The following is a 25,515-nucleotide window of genomic DNA, read 5'->3' as shown; positions in this document are numbered from 1 at the left end:
ATGCGGCTGGCGCTATGGGTTCGCGCTTTTTCCACAAGAATGCCGGATTGGCTGCCGCCGCCCCATGGAAACGTGATGGTTGAGGGAAGCTGCCGCTCGATGGGGTTCGCATGGCCAGATCCTAGACATTGCTGCTCTTTGGCGCGGCCAGGACAAGGCGACTGGTGAAAAGGCGCGCCCCGCCGGTGAGTTTGACATCCGGGGTATCTCCCACGGGGTGGAAAGGCCAGTGCGAAGCCGCCAGGAAGCGCCGTTCAGCACCCGGCGATCATCAACCTGTATGCCCTCTTGGTATCGGTGACCGGAAGCGTAACGACAGCTGTCAAAGCATCTGGCATGGAGAAGCGGGCGCAGGAGCGAGGAAAAGCATTCTGGGGACGAATTTCGCAGCTGTCCCAATTGCATGCGGACATTGCCGGCGAGGCAGGCCAGGGCGATCGCGGCGTCGACATCATTGCCGAAGCAGTGTTCGCCGGTCGACCGCTGCGCTTGGTCGTTATGGTCAAGACATATGGCGGGCCATGCATGGAACGTCCTGCGGCATATCAACTCAGGCGATGCCTGGAGCCTGGCATCGTTCTTTATCACCGTTCCTGGTTCTGATGAGGTCGCGCGCTTGTGCTGCCTGGCAAGCTCTTCATGTTCGCCGCCGACCACGCTGAGGCTGTGCGAGCCGCCCCGGCGGTCCTCTGCAAGGGATCGCCGGGCGGGGCCGCTCAATCGAAAGGTTCCTCCAGGAAGGACTTTTTCTTCCGTGAGCGGTAGCGGCCCTCGTGCATGGTATGTGACGCGATCGCACCCATGTATCGGGGCGGCAGGCGGGCCGACGGCACGGCGGAACGCTCGAACCTTGCGAACCTGTTCGAGATGCCGGTGCTCTACTTTGCGCTGGTGCCACTGCTGATCCTGACGGGCAGCGCCTCGGCCGCGCAGGTCGTCCTGGCATGGATCTTCGTCGCGCTCCGGTTGGCGCACACCGTCATTCACATTGGCCCCAGCACGGTTCGGACCCGTGCCCGCGTCTATATCGCCTCGAGCATCGTGCTGTTCGCGATGTGGGGGGCTTCGTCAAAGATCTATCGGCAATCACCGAAGTTTGCGCATGATCCTGTCCAAGGGCGATGCTCAGCAACCCTATGTCCTCATCATCCATGAAGTTGAAGACTACGATAAGTGAAAGGCTGTGTTCGACGATGCCGCCGTGATCCGGCGCGAGGCGGGCGAGATCGCCTATCAACTGCTGGCCTATGACACGGATGCCCGTCAGATCGTCCACTTTTCGCAATGGACTTCGCTCGATGCGGCGCGAGCCTTCTTCGAATCCCCTCAGCTCGTCGAAATACGGCGTATCGCTGGCGTTCGCGCGCCAGAGTTTCGCTATCTCAACCAGATCGAGGCGAGGACGCTTTGAAAGTTGCATCTGCTTGTCGGCGATTCCCTCGGCAATGTTCTCTATGGCTTCGATACGACCCTGCTGGTGACGCTCGACATGATGATCATGCAGGGCGAACCGTGGTGGCTGCATCGCGCCGGGCGCTGGTCGTGGTGGACCTGCCTTTCGAATCCTATGAAGCCTCGAAGGAGCAGGCGTTCGCCTCGGCGGCACGCGTCATGCGGGAGACCGGCTGCGGTGCCGTCAAGCTGGAGGGCGGGATTCATTTCGCCGACACCATCGCCTTCCTGGTCACCCGGGGCATACCGGTCATGGGGCATGTCGGCCTGACCCCAGAGTCGATCCACACGATTGGATTGTTCCGATCCCAAGGGAGGACCAAGGCCGCCGCCTTGGGAAGCTCCAACCACCCTGGGCCGATCGAGGCCGATGCGATTGTTGTGGCAGAAGCCGGTGCATTCTCGATGGTGATAGAAGCTGTGGTCGAGCCTTTGGCGCGCCATATCACCCAGACGGTCGCCATACCCACGATCGGCATCGGTGCGAGCCAGGCTTGCGATGGGCAGGTTCTGGTCCTGGAAGACATGCTCGGGATGACGGAGCGCACGGCGCGCTTCGTTCGCCGGTTCGCGGATCTCGGGGCAGAGGCCGATGCCGCGATCGGGACGTTTGCCGATGCGGTCAGGAAGGGAGCATTCCCTGCCCGCGAACATCTGTATGGGCTACCTGGAGCATGACTTCTGGATCGTGTGGGGCTGGGCGTGGTGATTAGATGTAGGTTGCCCGAAAATTTTGTCTCTGCCGAATTTGGTTTACCCTAGATGTACCAAATCCGACTTTGTCGAAATCGGATTTGCAGGAATTTTGAAAATTCGCTATTTAGGCCATTATGGCCGAACCAAATCGCAATCGACTAAAATATGTCCTTGATCGGGTTCCGGCTGGCTTCCTAGTCGACTCGCAATGGTTGAGTGCCCATGACGTCACCAAGAGTTCCGCAGCGAGCTATGATCGAGAAGGCTGGCTCGAGCGTGTCGCACGCGGCGTCTATCGCCGCCCCTATCCGGGCAAGCCACCGGGGCATGTTGTCGAATGGAAGATGGCGCTGCTCTCGGCCCAGTGGATCATGGGTTATGATTTCCACGTCGGCGGCATGAGTGCGCTAAGCCTTGAAGGGCACAGCCACTATCTCGCCCTTGGCCGCAGCGCGGACCTCTATCTCTACGGCGACGTCCCGTCCTGGCTGTCCAGGCTAGCTCTCGATGCTCACGTGTTGATGCGGCGACGGCAGTTGTTCGGTTCGGAGTCTCTTGGAATCGAGAACAATGACTTCGACCCCGCGGCAGGCACTGGACCCAACCCCTGGGACTGGCCGTTGCGGCGCTCAACCCCAGAGCGCGCGGTGCTCGAAGCCTTGAACGAACTTCCCGACCAGGAGAGCTTCCATAAGGTCGACATGCTTTTCCAGGGACTGGCGACGCTGCGCCCTGGCCGGTTGAGTGCCCTGCTCGGCGCCTGCAAGAGCATAAAGGTGAAGCGACTGTTCTTCCTGTTTGCCGATCGCCATCGGCACCGGTGGCTGTCGCATATCGATCGCTCTGGGATCGATATGGGCAAGGGCCCGCGCATGCTGGTCGAAGGCGGTCGCTATGCGGCAGCCTATCAACTCGTTGTGCCAGAGGAGTTTGCGGTGCCCGAGCCAGCCAATGAGGTCGGCGATGGCGCGTGAACGCTATGCGGCCCAAGTCAGCCTCCTAGTTAGCGCAATCCCCATCGTGGCCGACGAGCCGGATTTCGCACTCAAGGGCGGCACGGCGATCAATCTCTTTTACCGGGACATGCCGCGACTCTCAGTCGACATCGACCTGACCTACGTGCCGCTCCACGATCGCGAAACTGCCCTCGCCAACATCGATGCCGCGTTCGGCCGCATCGTCGAGCGGGCACGGAAGCGCCTTCCTGGCGTCAATGCGCAAAGGATCAGCGGCGGGGGCGATGGAGATACCCGGGTGCTCCTCCGTTCCGCCGATGCCGAAGTTAAGATAGAGGTCTCGCCCGTCCTTCGAGGCACCGTGAAGGCGCCGCACACCATGCAGGTTACGGATGTGGTGGAGGAAGCATTCGGCTTTGCTGAGATGTCGGTGCTTTCCTTCGAGGACATATATGCCGGTAAGATCTGCGCGGCACTCGATCGCCAGCATCCACGGGACCTCTACGACATCCATTTGCTCTACCAGCACGAAGGCATCGACGACGACCTGTTCCGCACTTTCCTGGTCTATGTCGCCTGCTCGGGCCGCCCGGCCCACGAACTGATCGATCCCAACCGCATCGATATTGACCGTGCCTTCGCGCAGGAATTCGACGGCATGACGATCGAGCATGTTTCACTCGAAACGCTGCTCGCCGCCCGCGAGCGTCTGATCGAGGATATCCGGGCACGGATCAATGGGCCCGCGGCCGAATTTCTCCTGTCCCTCCACGATGCACAGCCTGACTTCAGCCTGATCGGATTACCTGAGAACGGCGGTGCAAAATTAGACCACGGTGGCGGCGGCGAAGTGCTGCTGCGGGCGGCGTAAAAGTCGTCCACTTTGCCTTCTTTGCGCGAGCAGGGAGGGCGTGGAGATATATACCGTGGATCTTTACCTGAAGGTGCGTCTTGCTTGCGCGGGCGGCATGAGCCAGCGTGAGGCGGCGAAGCATTTCAACGTATCGCGCGACACGGTCCGCAAGATGCTGTCGTATTCGGAGCCCCCCGGTTACCGCCGGACGGCGGCGGTGCGGCGGCCCAAGCTGGAAGCGTTCGTTCCGATCATCGATGCATGGCTTGATGGTGACCGTCAGGTTCCGCGCAAGCAGCGTCATACGGCGAAGCGGGTATTTGACCGCCTTCGCGAAGAGCACGGTTTCACCGGCGGCTACACGATCATCAAGGATTACATCCGACAGCGCGAGCAGCGCAGCCGGGAGATGTTCGTGCCGCTGGCGCATGCGCCCGGCCATGCCCAGGCAGATTTTGGTGAGGCCATGGTCGAGATCGGCGGTGTTGTGCAGAAGGCGCATTTCTTCGTGCTCGATCTACCGCACAGCGACGCCTGCTACGTGCGCGCCTATCCCGCTGCCGTTGCCGAGGCATGGATGGACGGCCACGTGCACGCCTTCGCGTTTTTCGGCGCGGTGCCGCTGTCGATCGTCTACGATAACGACCGCTGCCTGGTCTCGAAGATCCTGCCCGACGGCACGAGGCAGCGCGCCCGGCTGTTCAGCGGCTTCCTGTCGCATTACCTGATCCGCGATCGTTACGGCCGTCCCGGCAGGGGGAACGACAAAGGCAGTGTTGAAGGGCTGGTCGGTTATGCTCGCCGCAACTTCATGGTGCCGATCCCCCGGTTCGCGACGTGGGAGGCGTTCAACCTGTGGCTCGAGGAGCAATGCCGCAAGCGTCAGAACGACCGGCTGCGGGGCGAGAGCGAGACGATCGGCGAGAGGCTGAAGCGCGATCTGGCGGCGATGCAGGAACTGCCGGCTGCCCCGTTCGAGGCTTGTGACCAGACCAGCGGCCAGGTCTCGTCGCAGGCGCTGGTGCGTTACCGGACCAATGATTACTCGGTGCCGGTGCGCTTCGGCCATCAGGAGGTATGGATCCGGGGCTATGTCGGCGAGGTGGTGATCGGCTGCCGGGGCGAGGTCATTGCCCGTCATGTGCGCAGCTACGAGCGCGAGGACGTGATCTTCGATCCCATCCATTACCTTCCCCTGATCGAACAGAAGATCAATGCGCTCGATCAGGCAGCGCCCCTGCAAGGCTGGCACCTGCCCGAAGCGTTTGCAACGCTGCGCCGCCTCATGGAAGCTCGTATGGGCAAGCATGGTCGGCGCGAGTATGTGCAGGTGCTGCGTCTGCTGGAGAGCTTCACGCTTGCCGATCTGCATGCGGCCGTAAAGCAGGCTCTCGATATCGGGGCGATCGGCTTTGATGCCGTGAAGCATCTCCTGCTGTGCCGGGTGGAGCGCCGACCACCCCGATTGGACATGGCGATCTATCCCTATCTGCCCAGAGCCAGGGTGGAGACGACATCGGCGCGCTCCTACATGCAGTTGCTCTCGGGCGATGCGAAGGATGCGGCATGAGCAGTCCGTCCCCCGAGCTGTTACTGGCCAGCCACCTCAAGACGCTCAAGCTACCAACCTTCCTGCGCGAGCATGACAAGCTGGCCCGGCGATGCGCGGCCGAGGGCGCAGATCACGTCCGCTACCTTGCCCGGCTTGTCGAACTGGAGCTGATCGACCGGGAACGCCGGATGGTCGAGCGCCGGATCAAGGCTGCGAAGTTCCCGGCCGCCAAGAGCCTCGACAGCTTCGACTTTGCCGCGATCCCCAAGCTCAACAAGATGCAGGTGCTGGAACTGGCACGCTGCGACTGGATCAACCGCCGCGAGAACGTCATAGCCCTTGGTCCCTCGGGAACCGGCAAGACCCATGTGGCGATCGGCCTCGGCCTTGCCGCCTGCCAGAAGGGCCTGACGGTCGGCTTCACCACCGCGTCCGCGCTGGTCAGCGCGATGATGGAGGCACGCGACGAACGCCGCCTTCTGCGCCTCCACAAGCAAATGGCCGGATACAAGCTCCTCATCATCGATGAACTGGGGTTCGTGCCGCTCTCGAAAACCGGCGCGGAACTGCTGTTCGAGCTGATCTCGCAGCGTTACGAGCGCGGCTCGACGCTGATCACCAGCAACTTGCCGTTCGACGAGTGGACCGAAACGTTCGGCTCCGAGCGCCTGACAGGCGCGCTCCTCGACCGGCTTACCCACCACGTCTCCATACTCGAGATGAACGGAGAGAGCTATCGTCTGGCCCAAAGCCAGGCGCGCAAGGCACGCTCCAACCCCTGACAGAAAAGACCATCCGTGTGTTGGCGACCCCCACTCGGGCTACGCCCTCGCGGCGCTCGCCAGCACACGGATCACCCGGCCTGATTTTGCGCCGCCCAATGGCCGACTTTTACTCCGCCGTTGACACACAGCTTGGGGCTTCGCCATTCGTGCACCGGACTATCTTCGAAACCGGTTGCGAAGACCAAGGTTTCTCGAAAATCGCTCAGCCGCTCATAAGCAGGCCTAGGGGCTCCGGCGCGCCGCCGGGTAGAGGCGTGCTCTTTGCATTTTGCGCCACGAACGCTCCGGCAAGCGAGGCTATATCCAGCAAAATCGATGCATATACCCAATTTTGGCTATGGCCAATCATCCTGCTTCAGGCTGAAATGCAGATGCGGGCTTTGCCCGTGTGCGACCCGACTGGCCCCGCCCTCAGGAGAGGGCGGGGTTTTTTGTGTGAAGCGCTGGAGGAACAAAGGCGAGGGATGTGCGTCATCAGCTAGCCTCGCCCGGCTTTCAGCCACCCTATAAGGGCGGGGCAATCATCTGATTGAACCGAAGAGCGCTGATAGTCTGGATTGCTGCGCTCTCCGGCATACGGCAGTGGACGCCGCCCTTGTACGCCGCGCCGCCGCATTCATGGCGATGTACGTTGTACAGGTTGCGTGCGGACATAGGCTTTGGGATCGATGATGGTGATGGCGCTGAACGAGACGTTGGAGATGGCGTCGGCGCTGCCGAACAGTTCGATGCGACCGCCGTCATTTGTGATGCGTCCAGCCACGGTGCCATGAAGGACAGCCCGTGCTCCGGTCTCGACCGTCAGGTTTCCTGCAATCGTGCCGTGAAGGAGCAGCCGCGCGCCCCGGCACAGGATCGCGTCGCCGGCTATGAGGCCGTACAATGCTATATCCTCCTCTATGCGGTAGGGCCCCTCGAGTGTTTCGTGCACCACGCGCATGACTATTCTCTCCCTGTTCATCCCGGCATTCATGCCAGGAATCCTGTTCCTTGTTTCCCGAAACGGGAAATATCCAGCCAGGAGAGGGAAAGATTCAAGCTTGTTTTCGTAAAAAACTGTAAACGATCCGGGCCGTGCATTGAGGATGAAATAAGCAGATGTGGAACAAATGCCTCGCATTCCAGGGCAAATTTGGGTCCCAAGGAAGATGAGGATCGGACCTGAAGAGGAGGTTCGCGAGCGCTTCGCGTGTTGCCCTTCGTTTCAGGTTTTCATTCGCCTGCCCTCGCGCGCCAATGCGCGCCATCGGCAAGTTCGTGGGAAAGATCGACATTTCGCGTCCGGGCGAAAAGATGCTGCGGGGATGATCTGCCCGCCATCGGCGCGTCGGCCGGCGCTGGACATCCGCTTGCACGGACAGACTGCCCAACGAAGCGAAGCCGGCGTGGTCCGAGCGCGATAATGTCGCTGGTGCGGCAGGCATCCTTGTGAATCATGATGCAACAGCTGAACGGAGAGTTGTTCATCGCCATTGATGCAGGCTGGCCGCCAGGGAAAAGCCTGAAAAAAGATGGCGGGGAAGGCTGCCTGCCAGAGGATCTGAGCTCATGAGGGAGCTCATGCGGGAGGATCTCCCATGAGGTAGGCAATGGATGCTCCAGCAGCCTTGCGATTACTGCGCTGGGCTGAGGAACAAGGATTCATCAAGGTCAGGCCGGCGCCTTTGCAGGCAAAGCTTGTCGCTGGAAGGGATTGAAACATGTCGCCGGTGGCAATGAAAGATCAAACATGGCACAGAGCCCCGAATCCGGCCTCTTTTCCAAAGGACCTGTTGCCCTTGACCTCCAACCGCTCGCTTGCCGTCATCATCCTCGCCGCCGGGCAGGGCACTCGCATGAAGTCTTCAAGGCACAAGGTGCTTCACCCCATTGCGGGCCGGCCCATGCTGTTCCATCTGCTTGCCAGCGTGGGGGAGCTCGATCCCGAACGGAACGTCGTCGTCGTGGGCGCCGGGCGCGAGCAGATCGAAAAGGCGGTGGCGGGCGCGGCAATCTCGATCGCGGTCCAGGAACAGCAGCTTGGGACAGGACATGCGGTGGCTCAAGCGAAAGAAGCGCTTGCGGGCTTTTACGGGGACGTCCTCATTCTTTACGGCGATGTACCGCTGGTGCGCCCGCAAACCATGGCGGCCATGCTCGATCGCCTGAACCAGGCCGATGAGCCGCGCGCTGTCGTGCTCGGCTTCCGGCCCGCGGATGCGGCCGCTTATGGACGCATCCTTGCGACCGGTGACGGCGTTATTGAAAAGATGGTCGAATATAAGGACGCCGATGCCACGGAACGGGCAGTGACGCTGTGCAATTCCGGGTTGATGGCGGTTCGCTCGGCCGAGCTGTTCGCGCTTCTGGACGAGATCGGCAACGATAATGCGGCCGGAGAATATTATCTTCCCGACATCGTCATGCTGCCTGGCAGGGCGAGCGCGGTGATCGAGGCGGAGGCGTGGGAGGTTGCCGGTGTGAACAGCCGGGCGGAACTGGCGGGCGTGGAGGCCCTGTGGCAGGATCGCCGGCGCTTCGAGGTCATGCGCGACGGGGTCACCCTGATCGCGCCGCAAACGATATTCTTCAGCCATGACACGGTGCTCGGTCGCGACGTGGTGGTGGAGCCCAATGTGGTGTTCGGACCGGGCGTCACGGTAGCCGAGGGAGCGACGATCCACGGCTTTTCGTATATTGAGGGCGCGAGCATCGGCAGCGGCGCGCATATCGGCCCCTATGCAAGATTGCGGGCGGGCACGAGGGTCGGGGAGAAGGCGAAGGTGGGTAATTTCGTCGAGATCAAGAAGACCGAACTGGGCGAAGGCGCCAAGATCAATCATCTGTCCTATGTCGGCGACACGGCGGTGGGTGCGGGCGCGAATGTCGGCGCGGGCACCATCACTTGCAATTATGACGGTTTCTTCAAATACCGGACGGAAATCGGAGCGGGGGCGTTCATCGGCTCGAACAGTTCTTTGGTGGCGCCGGTCAGGATCGGGGACGGCGCCATCGTCGCAGCCGGCAGCGTGGTGACGCGCGAGGTGGCGTCCGACGCCCTGTGTCTCGTCCGTCCCGCCCAGGAAGAAAAGCCTGGCTGGGCTGCGCAATTCCGAGCGAGGATGCAGGCCCGCAAAGCCGCGAGCTGATGGGACGGGGTGCTGGCCGGCGCTGGCGCGGGGCGCTGCTGCTCCCTGTCGCGATCGGGAGCTTTGCTCTCTGGCTGGTCAGCAACGCCCGGGCCATGCCCGTCGTGCGCCAGCTGGAGATAGCACTGCCTTTCCCGCCTGATGCGGCCCGGGAGCCGGTCACGGTGGCTCTTGTGACCGATACGCATGTGGGGCCTGAAAACAGCCCTGCCCGCATGGCGCGCATCGTGGAACAGGTGAACGGCCTCAAGCCCGACCTCATCGTCCTGGGCGGAGACTATATCGCTGACGCGAAAGGCGGCGGCGCCTATGGACCGGTGGAAAGCATCGCGGCCTTTGCCCGGCTGCGCGCCCGCCTCGGCGTGGTGGCGGTGCTGGGCAATCATGACAGCCGCGACCATTCGCTTATCGATCGGGAGCAATGGCGTAAGCTGTTTGGCAGGATGGGTATCCAGCTTCTGGACAATCAGGCTGTCCGGCGGGGCCCGCTTTCCGTAGGCGGGCTAAGAGATATCTATACAGGCAAGCCGGATATACCCAGGACCTTCGAAGAGATGAGGCGGCTGGGAGGCGCACCGCTGATCCTCTCGCATGGACCCGATGTGTTTCCGCAGCTGCCTGACCAGCCCCTGCTTACGCTTGTCGGACACACCCATTGCGGGCAGGTGGCCTTTCCCTTCCTGGGCATTCTCAACGTGCCGTCGCACTACGGGACGCGCTATGCCTGCGGCGTCTACCGCGAGGGCGCGAGGACGATGGTGGTATCAGGCGGCGTTGGCACCAGCCGTTTGCCGATCCGGATGCTGGCGCCGCCCGACCTTTGGCTGATCACCATTCGCCCGCAATGAGATCCGGCCGACAGACAGAAGCCCGCGCAGCCAATGGGAGGGATGGAGAGGCACAGGGCTGACAAGCGTTTTTGCAAGGAAAGCGTAACCCAGTGGGCGCCATAGACTGGTCTCCTCGGGAGCAGGTCGCCCTTCAGATTGGCATGCTGCCGGCCCAGTGACGAGAGTTGCTCGGGCAAAAGCAGCTCGATCCGCTGTCCCGATGTATCCCGGGCCCCAGATCCGTCGCCGCTGGTCGGCCAGTGCGGCTCGCCCTTGCCAAGCTTGCGAGCGCCACGACTGCGGGTCTTGCTCCTCAATCCGCCGAAGGTGGAAAGGCCCGGGTCATCCCCGCGCCGGGGCCAAAGGGTTGGGGCGCCAGGATATTCACGCATTGTGGACGCTGGTTGCGTAATGTCGATGGCGCCCGGCCCATCAGCCATAGCTGTTGATCGCTGCGACGCAATTTCCCTTGGTGTTGGTGAAATCGAGGACATGACAGAAACGTTTGCGCGCCCCGTCCGTGAAAATCACAAGGCCGTTCGCCATGCCCACCCTGCCATGGGAAATCGCATGTTCGATCACAATGGACGAAACTTCCGGCTGTTCACGGATCGCCTGCAGAACCGCTTCGCGCCCTTTGACGGCGTCATGATGCAAGCGGAACCAGATCACCCTCTCGCTCAGCATGTCCGTTGGAGGATTACCCGTCTCGAGGGCGACGGCTACATCTTGCGCGAACCGGTTTTTAGGCGAGTTTCCGCAATCGCTGCTATCAGTAATCTCAACCATGATCATCATTCCTCTACCGCGGTGGCGAGCAGGGTCTGCCTTCATATTCGTGGCGGTTTAGCGCATATTCGCGACCGTTCCAGCGCGTCACCGGGAAGCAGAAGCCTGGGCCCCCGCCCTGGATGTCGGGAAAGCCATCAGCGCCCTTGGTAGCGAGGAATTCGGGCATGGCGATAGAGTTCGTCATGACCTTCCATTGCCCGCCTGGCTGCTGACTGAGCAGCCAGAAGCGCGTGCCGACATTGCCGTAGCAGGTGCCTCCTTCGGTCACGAGTGCTTCCAGGCGCCCGTCGCCATTGAGGTCCTCGACCTTGCTGATCGCACCGGGCTCATAAGCTCCCATCGGCGGATCGCCGCAGCTGCCGCTTTCCCATTGACCTCTCGCCTGCGAGAAGCGGAAACCGGCGGCCTGGAAGATTGCGCGGTCGCGCTGGGAGGAAGCGGACCGCTGGCCTTGGGCGGGGGCCTGCGCCGGTTGATGTCCGGCGGCGTTGACAGCTACGACATCTACCGGAGTGATCGCTGCAGCCGTGGCTGCTGCCATGGTCTCCTGCCTTCCGGACGCGCCCTGTTCCCCGCCGGCCTGCGCGCCTTTGGAACTGGCGCCAGACTGATCAGGCGCTGCGCTACAAGCGGCGAGCGCAAGCATCATTCCAAGGAAACCCAGCTGGTGTTGCAGGCCTGTTTTCATCAGTTGGTCCTCCCTCTCGTCCCGATGCCGTCCGTGGTCAGTGCGATGCCGGCCCGATCAGCCTTCAGCGCGGATTGGCGATTCTGCCTTTTGCGATGAGGATGAGGCCGATCCCGCACAACGGCAAGACCTTCGCCTGCTTTGCAATTCGATCGTCATGGCTGTCGCGCCTCGATACCGCTCGGGACACTTCGCCGCAATGGGACGGGAAGGATCGTGTCCGTAGCGGCTGTCCTATAATGTTATGGCAGCACGCCCCGATCCATCGCGTCATGCGGTAGGGAATCATGGCCCGTCTCCGGCGCGGCCGACATCGGTGCGGCAGCTGGTATGCTCAGGCGCCTCTCGCCGGCGCTTCTATGCTGATCAAGGGCATCTCACGGGCATCCGGCTTGTTGCCAGCCTTGCTGTTCGCCATCGCCCCTGTGAATTCGGTCAAGGCGGGCGCCTGCCAGCGAGGCGCAGGGCGAAGAGGCGTTAGGCGGCGATCCTGTAGCCAAAGCCGGAGAATGTCCGGGCCCGCGCCCCGTCAATCGAGCCGGCCCCGATGATCCCACTGTCCGCGCTATTGAAGTCAGCCCTGCGCAAGGCGATGAGGTCGGCGCAGAGCCGGGGAGCGGTTCAATGACGGGAGGATCAAGCGCGTCGTCGACAAAATAACAAGCATGCGGCGCCAGCCCCGCTGTCAGTGAAATCGTCTGCAGGCCAAGGGGTGCCGCAACATATGTCAGCTGATGCGGGTTGCCCGCCCTTGGCATAGGCTGTCTTGAGGAATGTCCGATCACAGGACTGCATGAAAGAAGACGGCGCATGTCCTGTTCGCAGGCCCTTGTGCCTGGGATTGCCTAATTCACTGCCTTAAGTAGGATACCGGAAAGGCCCATTCTCCCACTGGGAGGAATGAGCCAAATGGCAGGGGCTCCGGCAGCCTCTTGCACGACACTGAGCATCCAGCCTGAGGAGATCGCCATGAGAGGGTTTGTCGGCAACATCGAGGAACTGACGGTAAGCAATTCGAACTTCCGGCAGGTGCTCTACACCGGGCACAATCTGCAGCTCGTGATCATGGCGATAGCGCCTGGCGAGGAAATTGGGGAAGAAGTGCACGAGGATCGCGATCAGTTCTTTCGCGTAGAATCCGGGGAAGGCGAGGTCCAGATTGATGGTCTTTCGACGGCGGTCCGCGCCGAGGATGCCATAATCGTGCCGGCCGGCGCCCGACACAATATTCTCAACAGGGGAACAACGCCGCTGCAGCTGTACACCATCTATGGCCCGCCCGAACATGTCGACGGGACCGTCCACCGTACGAAGGCCGATGCAGAGGCAGGGCACGAGCATTTTGACGGGCGCACCACCGAATAGTTGCGAAGCTGCTGGGCGCCGGGCGATTGCGGGCAAGAGAAGCAAAGCATGGCTGTGCTGTGAATTATTGTTCATGGGCGCGTCTCGGCTTGACGCAAGGACAAGGCATTGATGGAGCGCGATGGTCGGCTGCACGGTCAGGGTGACCTCGACGCTTCATGTGCCTCACGCAGAGATGGTCGAGGCGCTCGTCACTGCTGCTGGTGTGGCCGGTCCGGATGATAAAGGAAGATCATGGCCGACACGAGCGTCTTGCTGCGCCTTGGCTCGGGAAGATAACGATGCCCGCGCGCCAGCGCTTTCAGGCCGCAGCTGTATCCGCCACCCCTTGCGGAGGCAGGCAGGGCCGATTGCAGATTTCGCCGTGTGTCCCCTTCTGCTAACCCTTCCCCTGGCGCTGGGGGCAACCCTCTCGAGATGATCATCGATCCGGTTTGCGCGTTCGTCTGCGCAGCCGATCGGGCAGAAAGCCGCACGATGTGAAGGCCAGCGCGATATCGCGACGAACGTCATTTTCCCGAGACGTCTGGTGCTGCCAGACATCCTCTATGGCGCAATTGCCTTCGCGCGGGCGGCTTCAGTCGTTTGAAGGAAGCGGATCGGTACGGTTCTGGCGCTGCACCGTGAGGGCGATCGCTATGAGACCCATGCCCGCGACTGCAAAACTTACCGCGAGAGTGGCCGAGAAGACGGTCACAAATTCCCTGGCCTCTCCGAAGATGAGGATGGCGAACATCGCCAGCGGTGCGCCTGCCATCAGCGCGAGGCCCAATCCAAAATCAACGAAGCCTCGCGCCAGGAGCCATGCCCAGTTGGCCGTCGGACCGAAACGCGACTGAAAGCCGACGTCCAGCGACAGGATTCCTCGCAGGAGCAACCAGATCATCACAGCGGGCGCAAGAGGATGGAGGCCGTGCCAGGGCGCGCCGATGAACAGGGCGGCCAGGATGACCGTCAGGGCGCCTGATCCGAATGTGAGACGGCCGGTCCAGCTGTGACGCCCCGCCCAGGAGAGTATCAGTTCAGACAGACCGCCGGCCAGGAGAATCCAGCCAACGAGACGGGGCAGAACATGACCTGCGTAATCGGCGCGGCAAGAGCGGCCGCTGCCAGCAGGAGCTTGAAAAGGCCGCATGCCAGCGTCAGTTGCCAGGAAGAAACATGGAAAGGGCGGTGCATAAGTCAGCCTCTGCGAACAGGAGGCAAGGTAACGTCCTTTCGGTCACTTGCCTGTCGTTGTTGATCAGCCCGATGTTCGGTCAAGCACCCTTGGTGCTGAGCCGTTGCAAAAGCGTCCTGACGACAATGGCATGGAGCACCCTTCCAGGCGCCGCCACACATTTTCGCGATCCGCAAATCAATGCTTGCGTACGAACTCGGCCCGCAGGACGAGGCCTTTGATACCCTCGTAGCGACAGTCGATTTCCTGTGCGTCGCCGGTCAGCCTGATCGACTTGATGACGGTGCCCTTGCGCAGCGTCTGCCCGGCACCCTTTACCTTCAGATCCTTGATCGTGATGACGCTGTCGCCATCCGCCAGGAGATTGCCGGCGGAATCACGCACTTCGATTTTGTCGCCCTCGCGATCCTTGGCGGCAGCCTCCGCCGCGGAGATCCACTCGCCCGAAGCTTCGTCATACACATAGTCATCGTTTGTATCGCTCATTTCAAGTTCCTGGAGCTGGTGGTTAGTGGGGTCGCTGGGCTGCGGATGTTGGTGCAAGAGTGATGGCTCGCGCGAGACGGAGCGCATCAGGAAAATCATCGCTGAAGATCAGGCGCCGGTCCGCTCGCCCAGTGTACCACGCTTGAGCATCGCCATGGGTTGTGCCTGAATGCCTGATATTATGATCTGCGTGCCGGCGGATGCCGCTTGCCGGACGATTTCCTCGATCGCGCTTACGCCGCTGGCATCGAGCAGCGGCACCTGCCGCAACCGAAGAATGATGACCTTGGGTGCCGGTCCGACGCGCCGCAGCGTATCGAGCAATTCATTCGCGACGCCAAAGAAGACCGGTCCATCGACACGGAACACCTCGACGCCGGGCGGAAGCGCGTCGCGCTGGTGGATGTCCTCACCTTCTCCCAATGGCGCCGCTCCATTGCCGCTGTCGCTGGCAATCTCCACGGTTCGGCTCATGCGCATCATGAAAAGCAGCGAAGCGAGCGTTACGCCGACGCCGATCGCAACGGTGAGGTCGACCAGGACAGTGAGACCGAAGGTCAGCAGCAACGGGCCGCGATCGCCATTGGGCATTCGCAGAAGCTGAATGAAGCGATGATGTTCGCTCATGCCCCACGCCACCACGAACAGGATGGCAGCGAGAGTTGCCAGCGGCACGAAGGCCATGAGATCCGAAGCGAACAGGATGAACAGCAACAGGAACAGCGCATGCATCATGCCGGCAACGGGGGTGATGGCGCCCGCCTTGATGTTGGTCGCGGTGCGGGCGATGGCCCCCGTGGCCGGCAGGCCACCGAACAATGCGGAGGCGATGTTAGCCACGCCCTGGCCGACAAGTTCCTGATTGGAGCGATGCCTTGATCCGATCATGCCGTCGGCCACGACCGCGGACAGAAGTGCCTCGATCCCCGCCAGAAAGGCAATCGTGAACGCGGAAGGGACGACGGCCTGAAGCTTGGCAAGAGAGAGGTCGGGGAACGAGGGGACAGGAAGCCCGGTGGGCAGGTTCGCAAAGCGCGATCCGATCGTTTCCACCGGCAGTTGGAGAAGCGCGGCCATCGCGGCGGTCAATATGACCGCGATCAGGAAGCCTGGCGCCCGTGGCGCCCATTTGCGAAGTATGATGATCAGGGCCAGCGACCCGGCGCCAATCGCGAGGCTCAGGATATGAACGCTGCCCAGCGCAGAGAAATAGGCCTGCCATTTGGGGATGAAATCGGCAGGGACGCCGCCCTCTATCCTCAGGCCGAAAAAATCCTTCACCTGGCTAGATGCGATAATGACGGCGATGCCTGCGGTGAAGCCGACGACGACGGGTTGGGGAATGAAGCGGACGAGACCGCCCAGACCGGAATATCCAGCAATGATCAGCATCAGTCCTGCCATCAGCGTCGCCAGGAGCAGACCGTCATAGCCGTGCTGTGCGATAACCCCGAAAACGACGACGACAAAGGCGCCCGTCGGCCCACCGACCTGGACGCGCGAGCCGCCGAGCGCAGAGATCAGGAAGCCGGCTATGACAGCCGTGACAAGCCCCTTGTCGGGCGAGGCCCCACTTGCGATCGCCAGCGCCATGGCAAGGGGGAGGGCGACAATCGCGACCGTGAGCCCGGCAATGCAATCGCGCCGCAGGCGCTCGGCGCAATAGCCCTCGCGCAGGACGGTGATCAGCTTGGGCGTGAAGGCGACAAGCCGCGCGTTACGATCCATCGTCCTCGGCCGTCTGATCGAACAGCACAGAGGGCACGCGCCTGGGTTGCCGCCCGGCGGCCGTTTCCTTCAGGCGCACGCCACGTCCCGCGCCGTTGCTTGGGGCATTCTCGCCGATGATCTCTATCCCCGCCGCTTCAAGGGCGCTGATCACCTTGACCAAGGTATCAACGACGCTTCGCACCTGTCCGTCGGAGGCTTCCATACGCTGGATCGTCGGCAGGGACACGCTCGCAAGAGCGGCGAGCTGGCGCTGGTCGATTCCGAGCAAGGCTCGCGCGGCCCGCATCTGCTGAGAGGTGATCATGGGTCCCCGCATGATATATGAAACATCAAACTACAATCGTTAAATTCCTTTATCCAATGTCACTGATCAAATCCAGCGTCTTTGGTCGGCCAGAGCGACCGGCGGGCAGGTCGGTGTGGCTGACGCGTGCGCCTATTGTCGCTCGAGCATATCCCTTCAGCCCGATCAGGGCCTGGAAGAGGTGGGACAATGATGATGGCGGACCTCGGGCGGAGTGTGGCTGTCTTTCGCGATCTGGTCAGGGGCATTGCGCAACGGCCACGCCGGCGAGCCTAAGCCATGCGTCGGGCAGCGATCGCGCGGGGCTCTCGCGAAAGCGTTCCTGTGTCCTGGACCACATGTCTGCACGAGGGGAAGGAACTGCATCCATGAAAGGTGGAGCCGTCGGGCCCGGTACGCTGGACAAGCTGCCCGACAAGGCATTTGGGACATTGCTCCAGCGCTCGCCCATGGACTGTCTCGAACCGCAGGTTTTCGCCGGCTATTTCGGCAAGCTCGCGGATATATCGGGACGGCTGACGGTCATTGCACAGAAGGAATGCGCCACGGCTCGCCCGGGTGAGCGCCACATAGAACAGGCGCCGTTCTTCGGCAAAGGGATATGTTTCGGGCCGGGGGATGACGAGGTTGAGCAGTTCGTCGTCCTCTATCCGGCTGGGCACCCCATAATCGCCCTCGCTGACGTCGAGCAGGATGGTGTAGTCCGCCTCCAGGCCCTTGGACCTGTGGAACGACAGGCCGGAAACCTCGATATTGGCGAAGCGTGGTGTTCGGTTCCTGAACGGGTCCAGCATGTTGTAGCGCCACAGGACGAGCACCTTGAGCCTTGGACGGTCGTCCGTTCGCCATTGGGAAGCCTGCCCCTCCAGGAAGGCGTCAACGCGTTCAAGAAGGGTGAAACAAGCATCCTGGAAGCTGGGCCTGTTTCTTTCCACTCGCACCGGGACGATGCGGATCGATCTCGGGATGGCTGGGCGGGATGAAACGACGGTCTTTTTGAGCTGGTCAGGGTTTTGCTGGACGAAGGCGGCGGCTGTCTGGGCAAGCGACTGGTTACAGCGATAGGTCTGCTGGAGGAATCCCTGCCAGGATGGTCCAAAGCTGCTCTTGAAGTCGGTGAATAGGGAGATGTCGGAACCGGCGAAGCGGTAGATGGATTGCCAGTCGTCACCCACGGCGAAGATCTTGGTGAACGGCTTCTGGTGCCTGAGCGCCTTGATAAGGTTTGCGCGGGGACCCGAGATGTCCTGGAATTCATCGACGAGGATGAGCGAGAAGGGGCTTTGATAGCGTCCTGTTTCCACCATATCGATCGCGTCGCCGATCATGGAGTCGAAATCGATGCGCTTCGCCTCCTCCAGCCTGTCGCGATAGGCCTCGGCGATCTTCCAGACGAGCTGGGCGAAATGCGTGGCCCGCGCCTTGTCGTGCAGCTCCTGCGCCTTCTTGAGCAGGACGGCGGCGGTAAGACGATTGGCGCGGATGTGTTTGACGCAGACGCCGATAATCTTGTGATAGTGGGTCACGACCAGCGGGGAGACGGCTTTCAGGATCTCCTCGTCGGACCGCTGCGCCATGGGGACGCGCCGTTTGGTGAGTTCGGTCTCCAGGGTGTCCAGGAGAACGCCTTCGTCGGCCTGCCCCGATGTGGTCTCGATGAAGTCCGCCTCGATGCTGGCATAGCCTGCCCGCTTGAGCTGGGCATGTTCGACATAATGGGGGAACGGGGAGTTCCCCTTTGAGTCGATCGCGAAATGCTCGTGGATCGTCTGGCTGAACGGATAGAAGAAGTCGGGGTGGACATAGCGGAACGGGCGCTCGGGATCGTCCGGAGTGGGGACCTGGACCTGCTTTTCATATTCGAAGTCGATCGTCCGCAGCCAGAGCCAGTTGACGATGCGCTGCTCCTGGAGGGATTTGACGTAGATGCCGGGCGCCATCGTTCCGATGCTGCCGGGGCGCTTGCCCTGGTTGTCGGCTATGTAACGGCGATAATCCTCCTGCGACCCGAAGGCATCGAGGGGGATGTCGGCCTTGGGGTAGAGGGTCAGCAGGTCGAGCCAGAGGCGGCGGAACTGCGCATCGCTCCGGGTCAGTTCCTTGATGATCGTGTCGATGAACCGGGCTTCCCCGGCCGCGTTTTCCACCCAGCTGGCAAGTTGGGGAGGGCGGCCGTCGACCTCCTCTATGATCCCGCGCCCCAGGGCATGGAACGTCGTGACGCGACATCCCAGCGTCTCCTGCCCGACCCCGAGCTGCCGGGCGATGCGTTCCTTAAGCCCGCCCGCGGCGTCTCTGTTGAAGGCCAGGACCAGGATGTTCTCAGGCGCGTACAGACCCTTTTCGAGCACATAGGCGACCTTGCCCACCATGGTTGCGGACTTGCCTGAACCGGCGGATGCGACCAGCAGATTGCTGTCCTCAAGGCGGATGCACGCCTCCCGCTGCTCGCGCGCCATGGAAACCCCGCCCAGATCGTCGAAGAAGGCAGCGAAGCTGGTGAGTTCATGCGCCACGAATTCGTCGTTATACTGCTGCCTCACGGCTGGATCGGTGATCATCCTGAACGATGCGGGCAGATAGCCGCGCACCCTGGCCGGGAGCAGGGCGTGATGGAAGAGCGGGTGGGAGAGGGCGCTTGAGGCTGCACCGGAAACAAGCGCCACCGCCTGGCTGACATCGGCCTGTGCAAGATATTGCCGCTTGGCATCGGTGATCTGGCGGATGGCGGTATCGACGTCCGGCAGCCGGTCCTTGCCGTCTTCGATGAGGTCGCCAAGATGAGCATTGATGAAGGTCAGCAGCGCATCCTTGAGTTCCTGGGCGGAGCTGGCGGAAAGCCCCGAAAAGGACTCGACGCGGCCCTTCGATCGTATTTCGACGCTGTGCCAGAGAAGAGCCTTGCTGCTGGTGACGGAAAGGATGTCCAGACAGCGCACCTTTTCTGCCCTGGACGAGACGATGTCGACGATGCCGGGCGTGGCCCGGTTCAGAACGATCTTCCAGCTTTCGACCAGAAGCAGCTTGGCCCAGATGCTGGGCTTGAAGGTCTTCGTCCGGCCGAGCATGATCAGGATCGAGGGGATCGTTGGCGCGGGCGTGCTTTTGCTGCCGGGACGAGGGAATTGCGGCCGGTCGCGCGACCGATCTCGTTCGCATGGTGTATCGGCGGGCGGGTGACGCTGGACGTCATGATGCACGTCATGAGAAACGGTGCGGTAAAGCCGCTCCGTGCGACGGTGTCGCGATCGCCCATGCTTGCAGGGCGGGCGGCATGCTTCTCATCAGACCCGTCATGGCGCATCATCGGCGCGCGCAGCCTGGTCTTGGCCAGGCGTTGCCACGTCCCGTCATCGATGATCCCCGCCCCGCCCATAGGATGCTTGTAGGGCGGGCCTTGGCTGAGAGGCAAGCGCCGCATGACGGCGAGTGCCGACATGGGCGAGGACAGGATCGATCCGGATCTGCATGATCATCGGTCGCGGGTCCTGGGTCAAGGATCGGACTGGATGAGGCGGCCACGGAGGCAGTCTCGTCCATGCGGCGGGCCGCGCCGACGGCGTCCTGCGCTCTACGCGGGTCGCCGGGGCGACAACCTCGTCGTATGAAGCAAGCGCTACGCGCGCCCTGCATCGAAGCGACGACGGTTGGCGGCCTGGCCTCCGTCACCGCCCGGAATGGAGCGATCGCGCCGTCCAGGAGAAGCGTGAACAGCGGCAAACCGGTTCACCCGCGACCGCGGCGGCGGTCATGCTCCTGCCGACGGTGAATAACCTCTGGAGAAGCAGGCTGTCTGGCAAATCCCGGACCTGGGCGAGGGGACGGCGCTATCGCTTCCCAATCGGCCCTGAATGTCTTGGAAGTCGCGCAAAATCATGGAGATCAAGAACCCACGCCGGCGAGCGGTACGCCGGAATCCTTGCGCATGGAATTGTGTGAATTGACCGATGACAGCAACGCCACCCATTTTTGCGATCCCGGCGCCATATCCTCGTAGGGATGGGGACGGCGCCGGGATGCCCTGTGTCGTCTGCTGATGCGGATCGACACAGCGACTCAACCGAAAGGGGGTCCTTTTTGGGGGGTTGAGTCGGGCTGTTGATAAACGATTGCTTCACTTGTGGCAAAGCATTTACAAAGTGAGGATTAGATATCACGAAGGAATAGAGGATTCCGTACAGGAACGGCTAAACAAATGACCCGAGGATCGTCGGATTTATGCCATAGTTGCAGGCTTGGCGCTATTTCCCCCTAATATAATATCAATGTGTTAGCAGGCGAGTGCGAACCTTCGCGGCATGGCTTGGTGTTGTTTTAGGGTCGGTGTGCGACCCGTCCCGAAGGGAGCGAGCCAGTGGGCTGCACTGAATGAGGCAAGGACCGGATTTCCTTCCTCCGCCGGGATTTCGCGCAGACGCTCCGTTAGCGCCTTGCCGTGGAGGTGGGTGTAAAGGCGGACCTCTTCTCCTTTGGGCGGTTCATAATTGCGGCTCCACTCATCGGGCAACCCGTCGGGATCGGTGAGCAACAGGCCGCCATCGGACTGCTGAGTCCAGTCCCGCTCCCGCAATGCAGTCCCGATTGTGCTGACATGCCCGATGCTGACCCGTGGAGGCTTCAGCAAGGTCGGTCACGCGCCATGCGTGTGACGGTTCGCCAAGGAGCACTCGCAGAATTCGCGCGGATTTCGGCTTGAAGAAAGCGGAGGGCGCGGCGTTCCGGTTCAGGCTTGCCCTCGACCTGACGCTCGATGAACACGAAGTTAAACGCGATTCGGGCATTGCCCTCGAAATCGGGATAGCAGATGCCTTCCTCCCGTCACGCCGCCCGCGCCTGCTCGGATAGTCGACAGGTCACGACCAATCCAAGTCATTTGGCGTCGTTACCTCGGCCGACAGCTTGCGCTGGAACCCGCCATTCGCCTCGAAAGCTCGCCGGTCGGCGTCGCGCCACTTGTCGCCGTTCGTTTGCGATATCCCCTCCCTTAGGAGCGGACGCTCTGGCGCCTGTGCCATCATGACGGAGCACCGGCTCAGGCGCCGACCGGCAGCTTGCCCGGCTGGCAACGGGACTACGTCAGCGGAGCGCACTGCCTGCGGATCAGCGCCGCCCATGACGGGCGGGGTTAAAAGCTGCCATAGCCGTTGATGCTGGACCCCAGCTAAATGCCGAGGAGTGCGCCTACCTTTGCGCGGACCTCGTCGATCACTGCCGTTGATACAGAACTCTTTTTCTTCGCCGCTCGCGCCTTCCAATCAAGGCTCTTGATCTGATCGGACAAGACGACGCTGGGCGGTTCCCGGGACACAACAACTTCGAAAGGATAGCCCTTGATCTGGCTCGTCATCGGGCAGCAAATCATCATACCCCGCGTTTTGTTATAGGCCGCAGGTGAGAGCACAAGGGCAGGCCGATGCCCCGCTTGCTCATGCCCCGCTTGGGGATCGAATTGCAGCCACACGATATCGCCCGTGTCAGGCAGATAGCGACTGACCATCAAAATATCTCATTGCCGACCGGGGGACCAAAATCTACGTTGTCGTGGAACGTCTCCGGCTTCATGCCTGCTAGCAATCCCTCGAGCGTATAGACAGGCTTCAAGACGGGTTCAATGATGAGCCGGCCGCCTTCTTCGCGAACTTCGACTTCCTGTCCAACATTCAGCGCAGCAGCCGCCATGATGGCGGAGGGGATGCGGATCGCCGCACTATTACCCCACTTCTTTACCTGAACACCCATTTGATACACCTCTGATGCTACAATGGCGATACACTACCAGAGTGAGGCGACGTGTCAACAAATGTATATACATTGTGGATGGAGTCTAAACGTCTTCGCAAAAAGCGGCGCCATCGTACAGGTCGCATATAGTTATGTAATTCTCCACAATAGCCATCGACCCTGATTGCCGGGTGACCAGTTTGTTCGGGGCAGCGGCTGAGCGGTGTGCGCCAAGGCGGCGAACCTAATCGGTCTTCGCCACGCTCATCGAAAACTGCAAGCTGGGTGGCTTAATTCCAATGGCTGGGTGACCCGACCATCGCCGCTGTCCAACGGCTATCCGCTGATCGCGTTCATGGGCTCATTCCTGTGATGGCGGCGCGGCCTCGACCAGCGGCGGCTTGTCTTAATTTTCGTCCGGAACCCGCCAATCAGCAAACGGCCAGCGCTGCCCGTTCGGCGGCTAACCGCCGCCGATCCGCGAAGGGCCGCTCCGAACGAAACACGTCATTCGTACCTCTGCCTGAAAAACGGCGAGTTTGTCGAAGGGTTTCGGGCGCCGGCAGGCGTACGAAAGTCTCACATGTACGACCCGCGGGCCGCAGGCGATGCTTAGGCCGACCCGTTTTCTGCTGCATTACGATGGCTCGCGTTCGGATCTGCCCTCCGCTGACGACGTCGCCGATTTTCATGCGGACAAGGTCGCAACCGCGTAGCTTGCTGTCGATCGCAAGGTCGAACAGCGCCCGATCCCGCAGGCGACGGCGCTGATTGAGGTAAAATCGGATCTCCCAAATTTGCTTGGGCTTCAGGGCCCGCTTCGCGCCGACCGCGCGCCCTGCATTCCAGACCGGGCGCTTGGGGACGCACTCACGGTTTCAGACATTTTCCATGATCATTCTCCGATGGCCAGGATTAGCCGCCTGAAGAACGCTGCGCCCCCACCGAGGAAATGTTATGCGTGGAGCGTCGGCTGTATAATAGCCCCCCTGTGTGCATGGGACGGCCACGGCCTCAATTGACAAAGTTTGCCAATCTTTGTTATCCACATGGTCTTGGAGGTTGCCATGGCTACGATGAACATCTCACTGCCCGACCCTATGAAGCAATGGGTAGAGGCACAAACTGAGACCGGCCGGTATAGCAATGCCAGCGACTATGTGCGCGATCTTATCCGCCGTGACCAGGAACGTGCCGACAAGGTTGCCGCCATGCAGCGCCTGGTCGATGAAGCACGCGCCAGTGGTCTCAGCGACGACACGATGGCGAATATCCGGGCGCGGGCGATCGGCCAGGCAGGCTTGTAAGCCTGACCGTGCCTCGCTTCCGCTTAGCACGCGCCGCAGTCGATGATCTGACGGCCATTTTCTCGAAGGCATGGTGCAGTTCGGTCTGCCTCAGGCCGACGCCTATCACGAAGGGCTGAGCGCGATTTTCGCGTTTCTCGCAGACTACCCGCATGCCGCGCGCTTGCGAGAGGAGATCTCGCCGCCTGTCCGCGCGCATCCCTACAAAGCCCATCTGGTATTTATGATGTGGGAGATGAGGACGAGGTCATCATTCTGCGTGTCCGGCATGGTCGGGAAGATTGGATATCCTCGAATTACGATGGCTAGCCGAGTCGCCATGAGCGCATGCAGCCAATCCGCAGAGATCTTCGCCACCATTTGGCACTTCTCCTGACGACCAACACATGCCGCTTCGACGCGACGGCGGGAAGGTCAGCCCATGGCGTAAGCGGACATTCGCGTGGCTACATTCCGAGACAGAACTTACTCGCTTGGGTGCATACATGGCCGGTGTGGCATGGCCTGTCAGATCAAGGATTGCCGGCAGCTTCCGGCAAGACCAGCATTGGTTGAGGGGGTTCTCATAAACTGCCAGATTAGGTACGGCCGCGCCCTGTTCGTCGAGAAAGATCATACCAATTAAATGGAGGTTTGGGCGCGACTGTGAGCTGGACATTGTTCATCGATGAATCGGGGCAGGATCAGCGCCATTCGCCCTATGAGGTGCTGGCGGGTATCGCCGTGGAAGATCGGAAGGTCTGGCCGCTGATCCGCGACTTGTCGGATGCGCAGCAGCATATCTTCGGCATGCGATTGTTTGAAGCCTATGGCCGGGAGGCCAAGGCGCAAAAGCTGCTCGACCGCAAGACATTCAAGCACGCGGCTCAGCTCGGACCATTTGAACACGCCCAGCGCGCCCAGTTGGCGCGTGAGTTGCTGATCGACGGAACGGCGGTGACGCGGGATCGCCTAACTGCGCTGGGTCAAGCCAAGGTCGAATATTGCCGCTTCAGCCTCGATCTGGCGCGCCGGCATGGTGCGAGGGTGTTCGCGACTATCGTCCCGCGCGAGGCCCTGCGTCCCGAACGCGGAGACGCGCTGCGTAAGGACTATGCGTTTCTGTTCGAGCGTTTCTACTACTTCCTCAACGGATTGCCCGGCGATCCGATGGGCTATCTCGTATTCGACGAGTTGGATCGGAGCGCCGCCCACATTCTGCTCGGCCAGGTATCGAAATACTTCGTGAACACACGCAACGGTCGCAGCCGCTCCCGGCTCATCATTCCTGAGCCGTTCTTTGTGCATAGCGATCTGACGACGCTCATCCAGACAGCGGACATCGTCGCTTATGTCATCAGCTGGGGGCTTCGGCTGCGCCGCATGACAGCGCCAGCGTGCGCCGAACTGCGGCCGCTGGTGGACCTGGTCCATCGGCTGCAATTCAGGCGTGAGACGGAAGGGGGCGATCGGATCTACGGTATGACCGTCATCAACGATCTGAGGCCAAAGCCATTGGCCTGAAACGAAAGAAGGCAATGCAAGCGTTTCCGCCAACAAAGCCTCCGCGAACCCATTTAGTCGATTCGGCCTGATTTTCAATTAAGAAGTGACGGTGCGGCCCGCTGCCGCTCCATCAGACCCCCCTCGAGAGCCTCGGCAAATTTTGGGTGAGGCAGATTTGTCTCCGCCCTTTATGCTTCCTTATCC

23 protein-coding genes and 2 pseudogenes are annotated in these 25,515 nt (G+C 61.4%); 14 read left to right on the top strand and 11 right to left on the bottom strand.

Features of this window, described 5'->3' with window-relative positions; all coding sequences use genetic code 11:
• Positions 1–336 precede the first annotated feature (336 nt).
• From LDB29_RS26635 to istB, 8 genes and pseudogenes are all read left to right on the top strand, one after another.
• The gene (locus LDB29_RS26635; protein WP_257558155.1) at positions 337–603 is read left to right on the top strand and encodes a hypothetical protein; all 267 of its coding nucleotides are present in this window, start codon (positions 337–339) and stop codon (positions 601–603) included.
• Between the two features lie 198 nt (positions 604–801).
• Complete coding sequence (locus tag LDB29_RS26630) at positions 802–1,155, top strand: MAPEG family protein (protein ID WP_257558154.1); 354 nt, start codon at positions 802–804, stop codon at positions 1,153–1,155.
• A gap of 28 nt (positions 1,156–1,183) precedes the next feature.
• Positions 1,184–1,411 carry an antibiotic biosynthesis monooxygenase gene (locus tag LDB29_RS26625; RefSeq protein ID WP_257558153.1) on the top strand — a complete coding sequence of 76 codons (228 nt, stop codon included), beginning with the start codon at positions 1,184–1,186 and terminating at the stop codon, positions 1,409–1,411.
• Between the two features lie 9 nt (positions 1,412–1,420).
• Positions 1,421–2,130 (top strand): annotated as a pseudogene (gene panB / locus LDB29_RS26620) (3-methyl-2-oxobutanoate hydroxymethyltransferase); the annotation flags it as partial.
• A 152-nt stretch (positions 2,131–2,282) separates the two neighbouring features.
• Positions 2,283–3,122, top strand: coding sequence for a type IV toxin-antitoxin system AbiEi family antitoxin (locus tag LDB29_RS26615; protein ID WP_257558152.1), 840 nt, complete (start codon positions 2,283–2,285; stop codon positions 3,120–3,122).
• Positions 3,112–3,975, top strand: a complete 864-nt coding sequence (locus LDB29_RS26610; protein WP_257558151.1) for a nucleotidyl transferase AbiEii/AbiGii toxin family protein — start codon at positions 3,112–3,114, stop codon at positions 3,973–3,975. The genes LDB29_RS26615 and LDB29_RS26610 overlap by 11 nt, the downstream gene beginning before the upstream one ends.
• Positions 3,976–4,072: 97 nt before the next feature.
• Positions 4,073–5,527 (top strand): IS21 family transposase, encoded by a 1,455-nt coding sequence (gene istA / locus LDB29_RS26605; RefSeq protein WP_218036328.1) that lies wholly within the window; start codon positions 4,073–4,075, stop codon positions 5,525–5,527.
• Positions 5,524–6,291 (top strand): IS21-like element helper ATPase IstB, encoded by a 768-nt coding sequence (gene istB, locus LDB29_RS26600; RefSeq protein ID WP_054944222.1) that lies wholly within the window; start codon positions 5,524–5,526, stop codon positions 6,289–6,291. Before istA ends, istB begins: the two co-directional genes overlap by 4 nt.
• A 619-nt stretch (positions 6,292–6,910) precedes the next feature.
• Here istB and LDB29_RS26595 read toward each other — a convergent pair.
• On the bottom strand, positions 6,911–7,234 hold the full coding sequence (locus LDB29_RS26595; protein ID WP_257558150.1) for a hypothetical protein: 324 nt from the start codon (positions 7,232–7,234) through the stop codon (positions 6,911–6,913).
• An 895-nt stretch (positions 7,235–8,129) separates the two neighbouring features.
• On the opposite strand from LDB29_RS26595, the gene glmU reads away from it, so the two are divergent.
• Together glmU and LDB29_RS26585 are read left to right on the top strand one after the other, a co-directional pair.
• Positions 8,130–9,422, top strand: coding sequence for a bifunctional UDP-N-acetylglucosamine diphosphorylase/glucosamine-1-phosphate N-acetyltransferase GlmU (gene glmU / locus LDB29_RS26590; RefSeq protein WP_257558540.1), 1,293 nt, complete (start codon positions 8,130–8,132; stop codon positions 9,420–9,422).
• On the top strand, positions 9,422–10,270 hold the full coding sequence (locus LDB29_RS26585; protein WP_257558149.1) for a metallophosphoesterase: 849 nt from the start codon (positions 9,422–9,424) through the stop codon (positions 10,268–10,270). The genes glmU and LDB29_RS26585 overlap by 1 nt, the downstream gene beginning before the upstream one ends.
• Before the next feature lie 414 nt (positions 10,271–10,684).
• On the opposite strand, the gene LDB29_RS26580 is transcribed toward LDB29_RS26585, so the two are convergent.
• Positions 10,685–11,041, bottom strand: coding sequence for a hypothetical protein (locus tag LDB29_RS26580; RefSeq protein ID WP_257558148.1), 357 nt, complete (start codon positions 11,039–11,041; stop codon positions 10,685–10,687).
• A gap of 13 nt (positions 11,042–11,054) precedes the next feature.
• Positions 11,055–11,585, bottom strand: coding sequence for a hypothetical protein (locus LDB29_RS26575; RefSeq protein WP_257558147.1), 531 nt, complete (start codon positions 11,583–11,585; stop codon positions 11,055–11,057).
• Positions 11,586–12,701: 1,116 nt separating this feature from the next.
• Here LDB29_RS26575 and LDB29_RS26570 point away from each other — a divergent pair.
• Positions 12,702–13,097, top strand: a complete 396-nt coding sequence (locus tag LDB29_RS26570; RefSeq protein WP_257558146.1) for a cupin domain-containing protein — start codon at positions 12,702–12,704, stop codon at positions 13,095–13,097.
• Positions 13,098–13,674: 577 nt separating this feature from the next.
• Here LDB29_RS26570 and LDB29_RS26565 read toward each other — a convergent pair.
• From LDB29_RS26565 to LDB29_RS26545, 5 genes are all read right to left on the bottom strand, one after another.
• Complete coding sequence (locus LDB29_RS26565; RefSeq protein ID WP_257558144.1) at positions 13,675–14,232, bottom strand: DUF308 domain-containing protein; 558 nt, start codon at positions 14,230–14,232, stop codon at positions 13,675–13,677.
• Between the two features lie 222 nt (positions 14,233–14,454).
• A complete protein-coding gene (locus LDB29_RS26560; protein WP_257558142.1) occupies positions 14,455–14,763 on the bottom strand; it encodes a zinc ribbon domain-containing protein YjdM in 309 nt (102 codons plus the stop codon).
• Between the two features lie 108 nt (positions 14,764–14,871).
• Positions 14,872–16,491: a SulP family inorganic anion transporter gene (locus tag LDB29_RS26555; protein WP_257558140.1), complete on the bottom strand. Its 1,620-nt coding sequence runs from the start codon at positions 16,489–16,491 to the stop codon at positions 14,872–14,874.
• Complete coding sequence (locus tag LDB29_RS26550; RefSeq protein ID WP_025772589.1) at positions 16,481–16,798, bottom strand: helix-turn-helix domain-containing protein; 318 nt, start codon at positions 16,796–16,798, stop codon at positions 16,481–16,483. Before LDB29_RS26550 ends, LDB29_RS26555 begins: the two co-directional genes overlap by 11 nt.
• Before the next feature lie 272 nt (positions 16,799–17,070).
• Positions 17,071–19,866, bottom strand: a complete 2,796-nt coding sequence (locus tag LDB29_RS26545) for a UvrD-helicase domain-containing protein (RefSeq protein WP_257558137.1) — start codon at positions 19,864–19,866, stop codon at positions 17,071–17,073.
• A gap of 1,624 nt (positions 19,867–21,490) precedes the next feature.
• On the opposite strand from LDB29_RS26545, the gene LDB29_RS26540 reads away from it, so the two are divergent.
• The gene (locus LDB29_RS26540) at positions 21,491–21,643 is read left to right on the top strand and encodes a hypothetical protein (protein ID WP_257558135.1); all 153 of its coding nucleotides are present in this window, start codon (positions 21,491–21,493) and stop codon (positions 21,641–21,643) included.
• Positions 21,644–21,959: 316 nt separating this feature from the next.
• Here the strand turns inward: LDB29_RS26540 and mazF are convergent, their stop codons facing one another.
• From mazF to LDB29_RS26525, 3 genes and pseudogenes are all read right to left on the bottom strand, one after another.
• Entirely contained in the window at positions 21,960–22,295 is a 336-nt protein-coding gene (mazF, locus tag LDB29_RS26535; RefSeq protein WP_257558133.1) for an endoribonuclease MazF, read from the bottom strand.
• Positions 22,295–22,537: an AbrB/MazE/SpoVT family DNA-binding domain-containing protein gene (locus LDB29_RS26530; RefSeq protein ID WP_257558131.1), complete on the bottom strand. Its 243-nt coding sequence runs from the start codon at positions 22,535–22,537 to the stop codon at positions 22,295–22,297. Before LDB29_RS26530 ends, mazF begins: the two co-directional genes overlap by 1 nt.
• 596 nt (positions 22,538–23,133) lie before the next feature.
• A pseudogene (locus LDB29_RS26525) lies at positions 23,134–23,379 on the bottom strand (integrase); the annotation flags it as partial.
• Between the two features lie 207 nt (positions 23,380–23,586).
• On the opposite strand from LDB29_RS26525, the gene LDB29_RS26520 reads away from it, so the two are divergent.
• Together LDB29_RS26520 and LDB29_RS26515 are read left to right on the top strand one after the other, a co-directional pair.
• Positions 23,587–23,826 (top strand): type II toxin-antitoxin system ParD family antitoxin, encoded by a 240-nt coding sequence (locus LDB29_RS26520; RefSeq protein ID WP_257558128.1) that lies wholly within the window; start codon positions 23,587–23,589, stop codon positions 23,824–23,826.
• A gap of 657 nt (positions 23,827–24,483) precedes the next feature.
• A complete protein-coding gene (locus LDB29_RS26515) occupies positions 24,484–25,329 on the top strand; it encodes a DUF3800 domain-containing protein (protein ID WP_306812597.1) in 846 nt (281 codons plus the stop codon).
• Positions 25,330–25,515: the final 186 nt, after the last annotated feature.

This window comes from Sphingobium sp. CFD-2 (assembly GCF_024611135.1).
Lineage (GTDB): Bacteria > Pseudomonadota > Alphaproteobacteria > Sphingomonadales > Sphingomonadaceae > Sphingobium > Sphingobium fuliginis.
Note: the sequence above shows the minus strand (reverse complement) of the source record. Positions and strands in the feature narration are given on the sequence as shown.